The 14,686-nt window shown below is 71.8% G+C and carries 14 protein-coding genes; 8 read left to right on the forward strand and 6 right to left on the reverse strand.

The window, feature by feature from the left end; genetic code table 11:
- Positions 1 to 37 precede the first annotated feature (37 nt).
- Genes dprA through ABZ860_RS33670 form a run of 3 tightly spaced genes read right to left on the reverse strand, consistent with a single transcriptional unit; the run spans position 38 to position 3,349 of the window.
- Positions 38 to 1,309 carry a DNA-processing protein DprA gene (gene dprA / locus ABZ860_RS33660; RefSeq protein ID WP_357228054.1) on the reverse strand — a complete coding sequence of 424 codons (1,272 nt, stop codon included), beginning with the start codon at positions 1,307 to 1,309 and terminating at the stop codon, positions 38 to 40.
- Entirely contained in the window at positions 1,309 to 2,994 is a 1,686-nt protein-coding gene (locus ABZ860_RS33665) for a YifB family Mg chelatase-like AAA ATPase (protein WP_357228057.1), read from the reverse strand. Before ABZ860_RS33665 ends, dprA begins: the two co-directional genes overlap by 1 nt.
- Before the next feature lies 1 nt (position 2,995).
- Positions 2,996 to 3,349, reverse strand: a complete 354-nt coding sequence (locus ABZ860_RS33670) for a YraN family protein (protein ID WP_357228059.1) — start codon at positions 3,347 to 3,349, stop codon at positions 2,996 to 2,998.
- A gap of 303 nt (positions 3,350 to 3,652) precedes the next feature.
- On the opposite strand from ABZ860_RS33670, the gene ABZ860_RS33675 reads away from it, so the two are divergent.
- The 6 genes from ABZ860_RS33675 (at position 3,653) to ABZ860_RS33700 (ending at position 10,010) form a co-directional block, all read left to right on the forward strand.
- Positions 3,653 to 5,071, forward strand: a complete 1,419-nt coding sequence (locus ABZ860_RS33675) for a CoA transferase (protein ID WP_357228062.1) — start codon at positions 3,653 to 3,655, stop codon at positions 5,069 to 5,071.
- A 360-nt stretch (positions 5,072 to 5,431) separates the two neighbouring features.
- Positions 5,432 to 6,328: a 30S ribosomal protein S2 gene (rpsB, locus tag ABZ860_RS33680; protein ID WP_357228065.1), complete on the forward strand. Its 897-nt coding sequence runs from the start codon at positions 5,432 to 5,434 to the stop codon at positions 6,326 to 6,328.
- 192 nt (positions 6,329 to 6,520) lie between these two features.
- On the forward strand, positions 6,521 to 7,354 hold the full coding sequence (tsf, locus tag ABZ860_RS33685; RefSeq protein WP_357228067.1) for a translation elongation factor Ts: 834 nt from the start codon (positions 6,521 to 6,523) through the stop codon (positions 7,352 to 7,354).
- A gap of 52 nt (positions 7,355 to 7,406) precedes the next feature.
- Entirely contained in the window at positions 7,407 to 8,177 is a 771-nt protein-coding gene (gene pyrH / locus ABZ860_RS33690) for a UMP kinase (RefSeq protein ID WP_030511713.1), read from the forward strand.
- A gap of 9 nt (positions 8,178 to 8,186) precedes the next feature.
- Positions 8,187 to 8,744, forward strand: coding sequence for a ribosome recycling factor (frr, locus tag ABZ860_RS33695; RefSeq protein ID WP_357228070.1), 558 nt, complete (start codon positions 8,187 to 8,189; stop codon positions 8,742 to 8,744).
- A gap of 105 nt (positions 8,745 to 8,849) precedes the next feature.
- Positions 8,850 to 10,010 (forward strand): phosphatidate cytidylyltransferase, encoded by a 1,161-nt coding sequence (locus ABZ860_RS33700; RefSeq protein ID WP_357228073.1) that lies wholly within the window; start codon positions 8,850 to 8,852, stop codon positions 10,008 to 10,010.
- Positions 10,011 to 10,046: 36 nt separating this feature from the next.
- Here the strand turns inward: ABZ860_RS33700 and ABZ860_RS33705 are convergent, their stop codons facing one another.
- Positions 10,047 to 11,081: a suppressor of fused domain protein gene (locus tag ABZ860_RS33705; protein WP_357228075.1), complete on the reverse strand. Its 1,035-nt coding sequence runs from the start codon at positions 11,079 to 11,081 to the stop codon at positions 10,047 to 10,049.
- A gap of 105 nt (positions 11,082 to 11,186) precedes the next feature.
- On the opposite strand from ABZ860_RS33705, the gene rlmN reads away from it, so the two are divergent.
- Positions 11,187 to 12,299, forward strand: coding sequence for a 23S rRNA (adenine(2503)-C(2))-methyltransferase RlmN (rlmN, locus tag ABZ860_RS33710; protein WP_357228077.1), 1,113 nt, complete (start codon positions 11,187 to 11,189; stop codon positions 12,297 to 12,299).
- A gap of 4 nt (positions 12,300 to 12,303) precedes the next feature.
- Here rlmN and ABZ860_RS33715 read toward each other — a convergent pair whose 3' ends face one another.
- Together ABZ860_RS33715 and ABZ860_RS33720 are read right to left on the reverse strand one after the other, a co-directional pair.
- Positions 12,304 to 12,975 carry a hypothetical protein gene (locus ABZ860_RS33715; RefSeq protein ID WP_357228079.1) on the reverse strand — a complete coding sequence of 224 codons (672 nt, stop codon included), beginning with the start codon at positions 12,973 to 12,975 and terminating at the stop codon, positions 12,304 to 12,306.
- Positions 12,972 to 13,754: an ATP-binding cassette domain-containing protein gene (locus ABZ860_RS33720; RefSeq protein ID WP_357228081.1), complete on the reverse strand. Its 783-nt coding sequence runs from the start codon at positions 13,752 to 13,754 to the stop codon at positions 12,972 to 12,974. The genes ABZ860_RS33715 and ABZ860_RS33720 overlap by 4 nt, the downstream gene beginning before the upstream one ends.
- 125 nt (positions 13,755 to 13,879) lie before the next feature.
- On the opposite strand from ABZ860_RS33720, the gene ABZ860_RS33725 reads away from it, so the two are divergent.
- Positions 13,880 to 14,683: a DivIVA domain-containing protein gene (locus ABZ860_RS33725; RefSeq protein WP_357228083.1), complete on the forward strand. Its 804-nt coding sequence runs from the start codon at positions 13,880 to 13,882 to the stop codon at positions 14,681 to 14,683.
- The last annotated feature ends 3 nt before the right edge of the window (positions 14,684 to 14,686 follow it).

Genomic DNA, 14,686 nt, shown 5'->3' on the forward strand with positions numbered 1-14,686 from the left:
CCGTGCCATGTAGGCCATGATGACGCGCGAGGCCCGATCATCGGCGTGCGGCAGGCCGCAGCCGCCACCCTCGGTCCACGTTCTCGACGAACCCCGCGGCGGCCAGAGCGCCGAGGCAGGCGAGTGCTGTCCCGATGTCCACACCGGCGGCGACGGCGATCGCGGCGGGACCTGTGGCGCCGCGTGCGGGGATCGCTTCGAGCACGCGTCTGGTCTCGTCGTTCAGCCCGTCACGAGGCCGCACGGGCCCGCGTTGCTCCGGCGCGAGGTCGTCACCGATGGAGCCGACCAACTCGACGATCTCCTCGGCCGTGGTGACGCAGACGGCCTTGCCCTGACGGATCAGGACGTGGCAGCCCGTGGAGACCTCCGTGGTGATGGGACCGGGCACGGCCATCAGATGCCGGTTGAGGCCCCAGGCATGAGTGGCCGTGTTGAGCGCACCGCTGCGCGCGGCCGCCTGCACGACGACGGTCCCTCGGGACAGGGCGGCGATCACCCGATTGCGGATGAGGAAGCGCAGCCGGGTGGGGTGCGCGCCCGGCGGCCACTCACTGATCACCACGCCCTGCCGGCGCACGGCGCGGAACAGGTCCTCGTGCGCGCTGGGATAGCACACGTCCGTCCCGCAGGCGAGCACGACGACCGTCGGCGTCCCGGATGCCAGCGCGCCCCGGTGGGCGGCGCCGTCGATCCCGTAGGCGCCACCGCTGATCACCGTCCATCCACGGCCGCCGAGACTCATGGCGAACTCGGCCGCCACGGTCGTGCCGTACGCGGTCGCGGCCCTGGCCCCGACGACCGAGACCGAGCGCAGACAGGAGAAGCGCAGGTTCGCCCGTCCGTCCACCCACAGTCCGAACGGCCGTGCGTCTGCGAGGTCGTCGAGCTGGGTGGGCCATTCGACGTCACCCGGAACAAGGAGCCGCGCTCCCCGCCGCATGCCTTGCGCCAGGTCGTCTGCCGGGTCGGTGTAGCGGGCGGCCCAGGCGGCCGCATGCCGGCCGAGATCCAGGTGGCGTCTGGAAGCCTCGGCGCGGTCCTTCTCATCACGCGCGAAGCCAGGATCGAGCACGCCGCGTCTCGCCTGCTCCATGGCGCCCAGCGGGCCGAAGCGGGCGATCAACCGGCCCATCACCGCGTCGCCTGCCTCGGCCATCCGCATGATCGCCGCGCGGGCCAGCCGTTCCGCCCTTCCGGGACCGGCCGCGCCACCGGCGTCCCCGGCGTGGCCAGAGGCGTCCGCTGCCTGTGAGACGGCCTCACCGGCGGGCGCGTCACCGGGGGTGGAGAACTCGGTCGTTTCCATCAATCCACTCCAAGCCACAGTGCGAGGGCCGCCGACGTCTCGGCCTGGCCCGGACGGTCCTTGCAGGCGAGATCCGCGAGCGTCCAGGAGACGCGGAGCACGCGATCCAGGCCGCGTGCGCTGAGCGTGCCCACGTCGAGACCCCGATGGAGCGGGGCCATGGCGGCGTCGGGCAGGCGGAAGTCACGGTGCAACGCGGATGACGACACCTCCGCGTTGGTACGCCAGGGGGTGCCGGCCAACCGTCTGGCGGCCCGCTCGCGCGCCAGCCGCACCCGTCCGGCCACGGTCGCGCTGGTCTCCACGAAGTGCCGGTCCGCGAGCAACTCGGCGCGGGTGGCCCGGCCGATCTTCACCTTCATGTCGACGCGATCCAGCAGCGGTCCGGAGAGCCGGTCGAGATAGCGGCGCCGGCCCGCGGGGGTGCACTTGCAGGGGTGGCCGATCGTCCCCTGCAGGCCGCACGGACACGGATTGGCCGCCAGGACCAGCATGAAACGGGCGGGGAACGTGACCGCGCCGACAGCCCGCGCGATGGTCACCGTGCCCGACTCGAGCGGTTGCCGCAGGGAGTCGAGCACGGTGGTCGCGAACTCCGGCGCCTCGTCGAGAAAGAGCACGCCTCGGTGCGCGAGCGACACCGCTCCGGGCCGTACGACGCCTCCGCTCCCACCGCCCACGACGGCCGCCATGGTGGCGCTGTGATGCGGGGCCATGAACGGGGGCCTGGTGAGCAGCGGGCGCCCCGGCGGCAGCGTTCCCGCCACCGAGTGGATGGCCGACACCTCCAGGGCCTTCTCCTGGTCGAGCGGCGGCAGGAGGGTCGGCAGGCGCTCGGCGAGCATGGTCTTGCCGCTCCCCGGCGGGCCCAGCATCCAGAGGTTGTGCCCTCCGGCCGCGCACACCTCGAGCGCCTTGCGGCCTATCGGCTGCCCGGCCACGTCGCACAGGTCCGGCCCTGGCGTGCCCCGGTCGCCGCCGTAGGGCCCTGCCGGACGCGACGCGTCCTCGCCGTGCCCGCCCTGCTGGCTGTGCCCGACATACTCGGCGTGTCCGCCCTGCCGGGCGGGCTCGCCTTGCTCGGTGCGTTCAGCGTGCCCGGCTTGCCCCGCGTGCTCGGCGTCCTGCGAGAGCGAGGCGGCGTCGTCCACCACCGGAAGCCGGTGCAGGTCGCCGGAGCGCAGCCACCCCACCAACTCGCCGAGAGTGGCGACGGGAACCACGGTGAGATCGGGCACGAGAGCGGCCTCGGCGGCGTTGAGCGCGGGCACCACGACCGTGCGCACCCCCGCCTCCGCGGCGGCGAGCGCGGCCGGCAGCACGCCTCTGATCGGCCTGACCCGCCCGTCGAGGCCGAGCTCGCCGAGGAACATCGGTGCCGCGATCCGCTGCGCGGGCACCGCGCCGGCCGCGCCGAGCACCGCGATCGCGATGGCCAGATCGAAGATCGAGCCCCGCTTGGGCAAGCTGGCCGGGAACAGGCTCACGGTGACCCGCGCGTCGGGCCAGGCAAACCTGCTGTTGATCAGCGCGGACCTCACGCGCCCCCGGGCCTCGCTGATCGCGGTGTCGAGGAGCCCGATGAAGTGCGTTCCGGCGATGCCGGGGCCCACATCGGCCTCGACCTCCACGAGGCGTCCGGTCACGCCCAGGAGGCAGACGCAATGGGTCCGGGCGACGGGCATCTCAGACCACCCCGCGTTCGTGCCTGAGCGCAAAGTCGCCGGCGAACCGCTCGATCGCGATCACGTCGATCCGTATGGTGCCGAAACGCTCCGTGTGCATGGCCAGCCATCGGACGGCCAGCGTCCGCAGGCGCAGCAGCTTCTCACCGGTCACCGCCTCGAACGCGCTGCCGTGACTGCGCCCGGAGCGGGTCTTCACCTCGACGATCACCAGCGCGTCGCCGTCACGGGCGACGATGTCGACCTCGCCCTCCGCGCAGCGCCAGTTGCGGTCGAGTATGTCCATGCCCTTCGCCGTGAGAAAGGTCACGGCGAGTTGTTCACCCTGTCTGCCCAGCCGATCCTTCGCCGCCATGGGACCACCTCCGGCGCAGACACTCCCCGAAGCGGCCCCCGGCCCGTGTCACCGAACCTCTTTCTGTGGAAAAGCCCGCCGAGCGATTCGACGCCTGTGGACGGGCGGAGGAAATCGCAGGTGGGTCTGGTGACAAGCCCCTCGTCGTCCACAGCCGCGGCCGGGAGCGGAAGCGGGAGGGCGGACGCGGGCAAACTGCGACCGGCATGGATACTTGCCCGGTTCCCGGGAGGCGGCTCCGCCGTTACGGAGCACGCCGCTGGGCATCGGGCGCCGCAGGGCATCGGCAGCGAGGAGTCGGCAGTGACCGCGAAACTGATCGAAGAACTGGGTGCGGGCGTCGGGGTCACCCTGCCCGCGGTCCGGGTCGTCGGAGAGGACCCCGTCCTGCCGTCCGTCTTCCCCCTCGGCACGATGGCCGCGGCCTCGGCCGGCGCCCTGACCGCCGCCGTCGCGGCCTACGCCGCCCGCACTGCGGAGAGCGACGAGGAAGGGCCCGGCGGCCGGCAGCCGACTCGCGGCACGCTCGGCGATCCGGACGTGACGATCGATGTCCGGCACGCCGCCGTGGCCTTCCAGAGCGAGAGGCATTTCCGCGCCGACGGGAAGGCCATGGACGTCTGGGCCGCGCTGTCGGGTGACTACCGCACCTCGGACGGCTGGGTCCGGCTCCACTGCAACTTCGACCACCACCGTGACGCCGCCGTGCGCGCGCTCGGGCTGTCGCCCGGGTCGGGCAAGGAGGATGCCGGCAGGGCGTGCGCCGGCCGTACGGCGGCGGAGATCGAGGAGGCGGTGATCGGCGAGGGCGGCTGTGCGGCGGCGATGCGGAGCAGGGCCGAGTGGCTCGCGCACCCCCAGGCGCGGGCGCTGGCCGGCCTTCCTCTCGTCGGCGTCTCCCGGCTACCCGATGAGGACCCTCGGGCTGATCGGGACGGCCGGAGGCCCCCGCCCGGGAGGGAGCGGCCGCTCGACGGGGTGCGGGTGCTCGACCTGACCCGAGTGATCGCCGGGCCGGTGGCCGCGCGGGCGCTCGCGGCGCACGGCGCGGACGTGCTGCGTGTGGGCGCCGCACACCTGCCCGAGGTGCCGGGGCTCGTGGTGGAGACGGCGTTCGGCAAGCGGTCGTGCCACATCGACCTGCGTTCCGAGGCGGACAAGCTGCGGGAGCTGGTCCGCCAGGCCGACGTGGTCATCCAGGCGTACCGGCCCGGGGCCCTGAGAGCCAGGGGCTTCGGGCCGGACGACCTCGCCGCCCTGCGGCCCGGCATCGTCTGCGTCGACATCTCCGCGTACGGCACGCGCGGGCCGTGGGCCTCGAGAAGGGGATTCGACAGTCTCGTCCAGATGGCCTGCGGGATCGCCCACGAGAACGGCGACGGCCTGCGACCGTGCCCGCTGCCCGCGCAGGCTCTCGATCACGCCACCGGCTACCTGGCCGCGTTCGGCGCGGTCGCCGCGCTGCTCCGGCGCGGGGCCGAAGGCGGCTCCTGGCACGTGGAGGTGTCGCTGGCGAGGACCGCGGCGTGGCTCGACGATCTCGGCAGGATCGACGGGGCGGGAGTGGGGCAGCCTCGGGTGGAGGATCTGCTGGCGACGATGGACAGCCCCTTCGGCACGCTCACCTATGTGACCCCGCCCGGCGCCATCGACGGGACGCGGCCCCACTGGACGAGCCCGCCGCCCCGGCAGGGGGAGCACCCCGCGGCATGGGCTTCCTGACGGCAATCGACGCCCGTCCAGGCCCGGCGTACAGTTCCCCGGCCGGCGCTCGCTTCGGGTGGCGTGATGCGCGGGCACGAGGGCGTGTGCGAGGTGGTTCCGGAAGACCGGGGTGGCCCCCGGGGCCGCTGGTGGTGTGGCGGCGTGCTGATCCGGCAAGGGTCAACTGAAGGGGCGGATCCGGGTAGACTGTTCGACGGCCTGCTAGGCAGGCCGAATTCGCACGCCCATTCACGAGCCGCCTTCTCGGTCCGGACCGCGTCCGGTGAAAGCGGCCCGGGGCGTCAGGGCGCGGGCAAGACGCCCGCGTGACCAACCGAGACCGTGCCCGAGGGCACACGACCATGGAGGACCATCACCATGGCCCCTGTCGTCACCATGCGGCAGCTGCTGGAGAGCGGCGTCCACTTCGGCCACCAGACCCGCCGGTGGAACCCGAAGATGAAGCGCTTCATCTTCACCGAGCGCAACGGCATCTACATCATCGACCTGCAGAAGTCGCTGTCGTTCATCGACCGTGCCTACGACTTCGTGAAGGAGACCGTCGCGCACGGCGGCACCATCATGTTCATCGGCACGAAGAAGCAGGCGCAGGAGTCGATCGTCGAGCAGGCGTCGCGCGTCGGCATGCCGTACGTGAACCAGCGCTGGCTGGGCGGCATGCTCACCAACTTCTCCACCGTGCACAAGCGGCTCCAGCGGCTGAAGGAGCTCGAGGAGCTCGACTTCGACAACGTGGCCGGCTCCGGGCTCACCAAGAAGGAGCTCCTGATGCGCCGCCGCGAGAAGGAGAAGCTGGAGCGCACCCTCGGCGGTATCCGTGACATGGCCCGCGTCCCGAGCGCGGTCTGGGTCGTGGACACCAAGAAGGAGCACATCGCGATCAACGAGGCCAAGAAGCTCGGCATCCCGGTCGTCGCGATCCTGGACACCAACTGCGACCCGGACGAGGTCGACTACCCGATCCCGGGCAACGACGACGCCATCCGCGCCGTCAGCCTTCTCACTCGCGTGATCGCCGACGCCGTCGCCGACGGCCTCATGACCCGTGCGGGCGCCGGCCGCGGTGACGAGAAGCCCGCGGGCGTCGCCGCCGCCGAGCCGCTGGCCGAGTGGGAGCGTGAGCTCCTCGAGGGCGGAGAGGCCGCTCCGGCCGCCGAGACCGCCCCGGCTGCTGAGACCGCCGAGACCGCCGAGGCTGCTGAGACCGCCGAGGCTCCGGCCGCCGAGCAGCCCGCGCAGGGCGAGCAGGCCTGACGATCGACCACGGGTCCCCGCCGGGCGCGGCGCCTCCGGCCGGCCGCGACGGCGGGGATCTCCCAGGGAACGACCTGGTTCCGGTGCGGTAGGGCTCGCCCGCCGCGCTGAGGGCTTCACCGGGTGGGCGCCCGGCACGGGTGCCCACCCCCCAGACGATTCGCATCCGGGTCCCGAAGAGGAAATTGGACAATGGCTTCCGTAAACATGGCCGACGTCAAGCGGCTTCGCGAGCTGACCGCCGCCGGCATGATGGACTGCAAGAAGGCGCTCGAGGAGTCCGAGGGTGACTTCGACAAGGCCGTCGACATCCTGCGCCTGAAGGGCGCCAAGGACGTCGGCAAGCGCGAGGCCCGCACCGCGTCGAACGGCCTGGTCGCCGTCAAGCACGAGGGCGACTCCCTCGCGGCGCTGCTTGAGCTCAACTGCGAGACCGACTTCGTCGCCAAGAACGAGCGTTTCCAGGAGCTCGCCGCCGACATCGTGGCGCACATCGTCGCGACCAAGCCCGCCGACGTGCCGACCCTGCTCGAGTCCGAGCTGAACGGCAAGACCGTCAAGGAGCTGCTCGACGAGGCCAACGCGGCGCTCGGCGAGAAGATCGAGATTCGCCGGTTCGCGCTGCTTGAGGGTGGGTTCATCACCTCCTACATGCACAAGACCGACCCGCAGCTCCCGCCGGCCGTGGGCGTGCTCGTGCAGCTCGACACGCCGAACGCCGAGGTCGCCAAGGACATCGCCCAGCACACCGCCGCGATGGCGCCGAAGTACCTCAGCCCGGCCGAGGTGCCCGCCGAGGTCATCGAGAAGGAGCGGTCGCTGTTCGAGCAGATGACCCGCGAGGAGGGCAAGCCCGAGGCCGCCATCCCGAAGATCGTCGACGGTCGGGTCAACGGCTGGTACAAGGACTTCACCCTGCTGGAGCAGGCGTTCGTGAAGGACAACAAGAAGACGATCGCGAAGTTCGCGGACGAGGCCGGCGTCAAGGTCCTGGGCTTCACCCGCTACAAGGTCGGCCAGGCTTAGGCTTACTGCCAGGAGCTTTTCGACCCGCGCTACATACGAGGAGGCCGCCGCCGTGCAGGAGAACACCAGACCCGCCACGCCGGCGGCTTCGTCGTACGACGGGCCGCTGCGCTGGAAGCGGGTGATGCTGAAGCTGTCGGGTGAGGCGTTCGCGGGCGGCGAGTCCCTCGGGATCGACCCGCGCGTCGTCGCCCAGCTGGCGGACTCGGTCGCCGAAGCGGTCCGTGAGGGCGTGCAGGTGGCGGTCGTCGTCGGCGGCGGCAACATGTTCCGCGGCGCCGCCCTGTCGCAGGGCGGCATGGACCGCGCCCGGGCCGACTACATGGGCATGCTCGGGACCGTCATCAACTGTCTCGCCCTGCAGGACTTCCTGGAGAAGCGCGGCATCGACACCCGCGTGCAGACCGCGATCACGATGCAGCAGGTGGCCGAGCCGTTCCTGCCGCGCCGCGCGATCCGGCACCTGGAGAAGGGCCGCGTGGTCATCTTCGGCGCGGGGCTCGGCTCGCCGTTCTTCTCGACCGACACCTGCGCCGCGCAGCGCGCACTGGAGATCGGCGCCGAGGCGTTGCTCAAGGGCACCCAAGTCGACGGCGTGTACGACTCGGACCCGCGCAAGAACCCCGACGCGGTCCGATTCGACCAGCTTGATTACGGTGAGGTGCTGACGCGGGGCCTCGGGGTCATGGACGCCACCGCGATCAGCCTGTGCATGGACAACGGCCTGCCCATCGTGGTCTTCGATCTCATGGGCGAGGGCAACATCCTCCGGGCGGTCCGTGGTGAGAAGATCGGCACGCTGGTGAGTCCGGCAGGGAAGTAGGGAGCCGCAGTGATCGACGAAACCCTCCTCGAGGCCGAGGAGAAGATGGACAAGGCGGTGACGGTCGCCAAGGACGACTTCGCGAGCATCCGCACCGGCCGTGTGACGCCCTCGATGTTCAACAAAATCACGGTTGACTACTACGGGTCGCCGACGCCGATCCAGCAGCTCGCGTCGTTCCACGTCCCCGAGGCGCGCATGGTGCTCGTGCAGCCGTACGACAAGGGCTCGCTGAACGCGGTCGAGAGGGCCATCCGCGACAGCGACCTCGGCGTCAACCCGAGCAACGACGGCACCGTGATCCGCGTGGTGTTCCCCGAGCTGTCGGAGGAGCGCCGCAAGGAGTACATCAAGGTCGCCCGCAACAAGGCGGAGCACGGCCGGGTGTCCGTACGGAACATCCGCAGGCACGCCAAGGAGGTCCTCGACAAGCTCGTCAAGGACGGCGAGGCCGGCGAGGACGAGGTTCATCGTGCGGTCAAGGAGCTCGACGACCTCACCCAGAAGCACGTCGCGAAGATCGACGAGCTGCTGAAGCACAAGGAAGCCGAGCTGCTCGAGGTCTGACGTCGCGGCCCGGAGAGCGGGCCGTACGGCACGACCGTGATCCTTGTGCCGCACCGCGAGAACGGGGCGGCGCAAGGATCACGCGCATATAGAGAGTGGGACGCTGTGGACGGAACTGCTGCCGCCGGCGACCGGAACCCGGCGGGGGGCCCGGCGGGCCCCTCCGGCGCCGGACACGGCCCCGAGCCGGGGGGCCGCACCGGCGCCGGTCAGGCGTCCGCGCGCAACGGCCTCGGCGGTGCCGGCGCGGGCCGTGACGCCGGTCAGAGCGGCGTCACCGGACACGGCACCGGTTCCGCCGCAGAGTCCGCTACCGGGGCCGGCCGGGCTGCGACGCCGAACGGTCTCGCGGACCCGGCGGGCAGCGGCGCCCCAGACAGCGGCGCCCCGGACAGCGGCGCCCCGGACAGCGGCGCCCCGGGCGGCACGCCCGGCAATGCCGCCAAGAAGCCCTCGGGCCGCACGGGCCGCAACCTCCCGGCCGCGGTGGGGGTCGGCGTCGCGCTCGGCGCGGCGGTCATCGGCTCGCTCTACACCGTCAAGGTCGTCTTCCTCGTCGTGGTCCTGCTGGCCGTCGGCGTCGGCATCCACGAGATCGTCAAGGCGTTCGGCGGGTTCGGTATCCGGGTGCCGCTGCCGCCCCTGCTGGCCGGCATGGCGGCCATGGTGCTCGGGCCCTACTGGGGCGGCACGTCGTTCCTGGTCGGCGCGTTCGGCGTGACCGTGATGGTGCTGCTGACCTGGCGCATGTTCCAGGGCGCCGAAGGCTTCGTCAGGGACGCGACCGCCGCGATGTTCGTCGCCGTCTATCCGGCGCTGCTCGCGGGGTTCGTGCCGTTGCTGCTGGCTCCCGAGGACGGGCCGGACCGCGTGATCGTCTTCATCGCGGTCACCGTCTGCAGCGACATCGGCGGATACTTCGCCGGGATCTTCTTCGGCAGGCACCGGATGTCGCCGCTCATCAGCCCGAAGAAGACCTGGGAGGGCTTCGCCGGGTCCACCCTCGCCTGCGTCGTGGGCGGCGCGTTACTGGTCCACTTCCTGCTGCAGGGCGAGTACTGGGAGGGCGCCGTCGTCGGCGTGGCGGGAGTCGTGTGCGCGACGCTCGGCGACCTGGTCGAGTCGGTGATCAAGCGTGACATCGGCATCAAGGACATGGGCACGCTGCTGCCGGGGCACGGCGGGGCCATGGACCGCCTCGACTCGCTGCTGTTCACGCTCGTCCCCGTCTGGCTGCTGTTCACGCTCCTGGTCCCGGTCGCCTGACCGCCCTCTCCGCGTCCCGGGCCGGCGCCCACACGGTCAGATCCGGCTGGTCATCGCCAGCCGCTCGCTGATCGCCCGATGGCCGTGATCGGCCACGAGGCGGAGTTCGGACTCGGTGAGCGGGAGCAACCACAGCCACCGTACGGCGTCGCCGCCGAACACGAATCCCGACATGTCCGGTAGCCCGGGCGGGTCCACCAACATGAGCACCCCCTGGTGCCCGCCGTCCAGCGGGAACGTGACGGGGTTCTGGAACCAGCGGGCCGTGTGCCCGTGCCCCAGCCAGGTCACCGACCGCCACGGATACTGCCCCAACCAGGCGAACAGTCGTGCGGCGACCCTCGGATCCTGCCTGGTCGCCAGCGCGAGTTCCACCCGGCACGCCGTGTCGTACATCTCCGCGGCGGGCATCCGCTGGCAGCTCATGCCGACGGTGGACAGCACGGTGTAGTCCCGCGTGAACGTGGGCGGGCGCTCGCTGACGCCCACCAGGGGGAACCGGTCGCCGCCGACGTCCCAATAGCGGCCGGGCGGCCCGAGCCTGCTGTCGAGGTGGCCGAGCACGAACTGCTGATAGGTGGCCCAGCTGCCCTCCGCCTGCCGCCACCGCCAGTAGGCGCGCGCCTTGGCCACCCGGGGGGACAGGCCCTCCAGCGCCTCGCCGAGCGGCCAGGCGAACGGCGACTCCCCGACGGCGTCCCGCGCGTACCCGGGCAGGCCGCGCTCCATGTCGGCCCACGCCGGAATGACCGCCAGGAGCGTGTCGTTCTCGTACAGGGCGACGCCGTCGCCCTCCTCGAACCACAGCACCGACAGTGACTCCGCGTCCAGGGGCGGCCGGCCGGAGGGGTGCGCGGTGTGCGCCTCGGGCATCACCGGCGGCAGCCCGGCGGCGGCCCGGCCGGCGTCGGCCTCGGCGGGCGCGGGGACGTGGTTGGCCAGCCAGACCGCTCCGTGGACGATCCCCTTCGCGCCACGAAGGTAAGCTACGGAGGAGGTCCGGTCGGCTTCGATCGTCAGTGTGCGGCTCCCGTAGGGGTTGGTGCTGGTGAGCACGACAGTGGTGTCCACACCTCACCTCTCGTACGCCTCCGGGATTCGACCGCCAGACAGAATGTAAAGCCGCGTGCGCCAGTCGTTAAGACCACGGCCGCGGATGATGGAAAGGGTTTTGCTGTGAGCGAGCAGCCGAAGACCGGGCAGCTGACCTTCGTGGCGCCCCGCAGGGCCAAGCCGCAGCGCCATCTCGCCGACCTGACCATGGCGGAGCGCAGGGCGGCGGTGGCCGAACTGGGGGAGAAGCCGTTCCGCGCCGACCAGCTCTCCCGCCACTACTTCACCCGGCTGACCGGCTCTCCCGAGCAGATGACCGACCTGCCGGGCGCGCTGCGCGAGCGGCTGGTCGAGCAGCTCATGCCCCCGCTGCTGACGTCCGTACGCGAGATCACCTGTGACGGCGGCATGACGCGCAAGACGCTGTGGAAGCTGTTCGACGGCTCGCTGGTCGAGTCGGTCCTCATGCGTTATCCCGACCGCGTCACCATGTGCGTCTCCTCCCAGGCGGGGTGCGGCATGAACTGCCCGTTCTGCGCGACGGGCCAGGCCGGGCTCACCCGCAACATGTCCACCGCCGAGATCGTCGAGCAGGTCGTCGCGGGTGCGCGGGCGCTGGCCGGCGGCGAGGTCCCGGGCGGGCCCGGACGGGTGACCAACGTGGTCTTCATGGGCATGGGCGAGCCGATGGCCAACTACAAGGCCGTCATCGGCGCCGTCCGCCGCCTGGTCGACCCCGCGCCGGAGGGCCTCGGCATCTCGGCGCGCGGCGTCACGGTCTCGACGGTCGGCCTGGTGCCGGCGATCGGCAAACTCGCCGACGAGGGACTGCCGGTGACGCTCGCCGTCTCCCTGCACGCGCCCGACGACGAGCTCAGGGACACGCTCATGCCGATCAACACGCGGTGGAAGGTCGCCGAGGTGCTCGACGCGGCCTGGAGCTACGCGGCCAAGACCAAGCGGCGTGTGTCCATCGAGTACGCCCTGATCAAGGACATCAACGACCAGGAGTGGCGGGCCGACCTGCTCGGCCGTCTGCTCAAGGGCAAGCTCGTGCACGTCAACCTGATCCCGCTCAACCCCACGCCCGGCTCGAAGTGGACCGCTTCGCGTCCCGAGGACGAGCGGGCGTTCGTCCGCCGCCTGGAGTCCCACGGCGTCGCCGTCACCGTACGGGACACCCGGGGACGGGAGATCGACGGGGCATGCGGGCAGCTCGCCGCCGCGCCCCAGTAGTGGTTCAGGGCCGCGTGCGGCGCAGCCGCGTGTAGGCCGCCAGGCCGATCGCGGGCCACAGCAGCGACTGCACCGTGAGCAGGGGCAGCCCGCTCAGCAGCACCCCGTGATGGGCGTCCCGCATCCAGGCCATGACCGGCACGGTGAGCCAGCGGGCCCCGGCCATGCTGAGCACCAGCATCGACAGGTAGCCGAGGATCAGGGCGATCGTGGATACCGCCGGGGAGGGCAGGATCGGGCGGCTCGTCAACGCCCCGAGGACGAGCCCCGCCACCACCGACAGCAGATGCAGCCACACCCCGGCCAGCAGCACGCCGGTGGTGGGAGAGGTGGTCAGGCGGGTGAGCAACGCGACCTCGGCGATCGCGGCCAGCGCGACCAGCGACGCGAACGCCGCCAGCAGGCCGCTCACCAGTTCCCGCGTTCCCAGCGCGGACAGGGCGACGCTGCGCTGCTCGTCGGGTTCCGTGTCGAGCAGGCCGCGGGCGGCCCAGGCGAGCACCGGCACGAGCATGGCCGCCGAGTCCGCGGTGGCCCCGATCTCCTGACCGGTGGGCACGGCGGTCGCGTAGAGGATCGCGAGCAGCGCGAGCAGCGCGAGCAGCGGCTGCAGGGCGCGGTGCGAGGCGATGTATCCGGTGACGCGGAACCGCGCCAGGGCGATCACAGCGGTCATCCGGCGGCCTCCCCGGCGACGCGGCCCGTGATGTGCCCCGTGATGTGCCCCGTGATGTGCCCCGTGATGTGCACCGTGCAGCCCTCGGCGCGCAGGCGGTCGGCCAGGTCCGACGCCCTCGACGCGGCCACCGCCACCTCCAGCACGGTCAGGGGCGTCTCACCGGCCTTCTCGACCGGCTCCAGTTCCCGTACGGCGCGGTCGCGGACCTCACAGCGGCGCAGGCCGGGGAAGGCGCGCAGATCACCCTGGTGGTCGCTCGCCACAACGATGCCGCCGCGCGCACTGATCTCCTCGATGATCCGGGGGAGCTCGGCGCGGGTGGCGGCGTCGAGACCGGCGAAGGGCTCGTCGAGCACGAGCAGCCCCGGCTCGGCGAGCAGCGCCTGCGCGAGACCCACCTTGTGGGCGCTGCCCTTGGACAGGTCGGGCAGGCGCTGCCCGAGCAGGTGGTCCATGCCGAGCCGCTCGGTCCACCGGCCGATCGACTCCGTGCCCACCCCCCGGACCGCCGCCATGTGCCGCAGGTAGGACGCCACGGTGAACGGTTGGTCGGCGGGGAACCGCTCGGGGGCGTATCCGACGACCCGGGGACGGTCCTCGACGCTTCCGCGTACGGGCCTGAGCAGCCCGGCGACCAACCGCAGGAGGGTCGACTTGCCGGTGCCGTTGGGCCCGGTCACCTCGACCACGTCCCCCGCATCGAGGACCAGGCCGGCGTCGGACAGGATCCAGGGGTCGCGCCGTCCGTATCGGAAGGAGAGGCTGGCGATCCGCATAGTTTTTCGAGCTTATCGGGATGTTTCTCCCGGCGTGCGAACATCGCGCGATCTTTGGGTCTCGCCTTTGAGTCGGGACTCCCGTCAAAATGGACGGGCGTCAGCAACGGGCAGGGAGGTGTGGTGTGAACCGCTTTCCCCGCGTCATGGCCGTGCGCCTCGGCTATGACCCCGGACAGGTCGACGACTTCGTGCGCAGGATCGAGCGGACGCTCGGGCTCGGCCCACTCGACGGACCGCCGGTGACCGCCGACGAGATCAGGAACGCGAAGTTCGCCGTCAAGCTCGGGGGTTACAACGAGACCGCGGTGGACTTCGCGCTCGACGCGTTCATCGTGGCGGTCGAGGCGCGGGCGGGCCAGACCGCCTCGGCCGCATCGACCGCCCCGGCCGTGCCTGCGCCGTCCGCCGCCAGGAAGGCCGCCGCCGAGAGGCCCGTCACCGAGACGCCCGTCACCGCGAAGCCCGCGACCGCGAAGCCCGTCGCCGAGACGGTCGCCGAGCCGCCCTCCGCCGGGATGCCCGCTCCAGAAGAGCCCGAGCCCGCCGCCGCTCTGGCCGCCGCGGCTCCGTCCCGCCGTACGCGTGCCGAGGAGCGGACGCGATCGGACCAGGCCCCCGCTAAGGCCGCCGGCCCCGAAGATTCTTGGCTGGAGACGCAGGCGGCCCGGGTGGAGCGCGTGGCCTTCCGCCCAGGGCGGCTCGGGATGGGCTACCGCGAGGAGGAGGTCGACGCCTTCCTCGACCGGGTGGTGGCGACGCTGCGCGGGACGGCGGCCGAGCCGTTGACGGCGGAACAGGTCAGGAAGGCCACGTTCGCCACCGTCGTGTTCCGGCCCGGCTACGCGATCCACGAGGTGGACGGCTTCCTGGCCGAGATGGCGGGCGTGCTGGAGCGCTTGCCCTGCGGCGATCCACAAAGCTCATAAATT

Source organism: Microbispora sp. NPDC046973 (assembly GCF_040644495.1).
In the GTDB taxonomy this organism is placed as follows: Bacteria; Actinomycetota; Actinomycetes; order Streptosporangiales; family Streptosporangiaceae; genus Microbispora.

What these genes read in the sequence shown, in the direction of transcription:
- ABZ860_RS33720 (WP_357228081.1), bottom strand. Translation starts at nt 13,754, where the DNA reads ATGCGGATCGCCAGCCTCTCCTTCCGATACGGACGGCGCGACCCCTGG.
- ABZ860_RS33670 (WP_357228059.1), bottom strand. Translation starts at nt 3,349, where the DNA reads ATGGCGGCGAAGGATCGGCTGGGCAGACAGGGTGAACAACTCGCCGTG.
- tsf (WP_357228067.1), top strand. Translation starts at nt 6,521, where the DNA reads ATGGCTTCCGTAAACATGGCCGACGTCAAGCGGCTTCGCGAGCTGACC.
- rpsB (WP_357228065.1), top strand. Translation starts at nt 5,432, where the DNA reads ATGGCCCCTGTCGTCACCATGCGGCAGCTGCTGGAGAGCGGCGTCCAC.
- ABZ860_RS33665 (WP_357228057.1), bottom strand. Translation starts at nt 2,994, where the DNA reads ATGCCCGTCGCCCGGACCCATTGCGTCTGCCTCCTGGGCGTGACCGGA.
- ABZ860_RS33715 (WP_357228079.1), bottom strand. Translation starts at nt 12,975, where the DNA reads ATGACCGCTGTGATCGCCCTGGCGCGGTTCCGCGTCACCGGATACATC.
- dprA (WP_357228054.1), bottom strand. Translation starts at nt 1,309, where the DNA reads ATGGAAACGACCGAGTTCTCCACCCCCGGTGACGCGCCCGCCGGTGAG.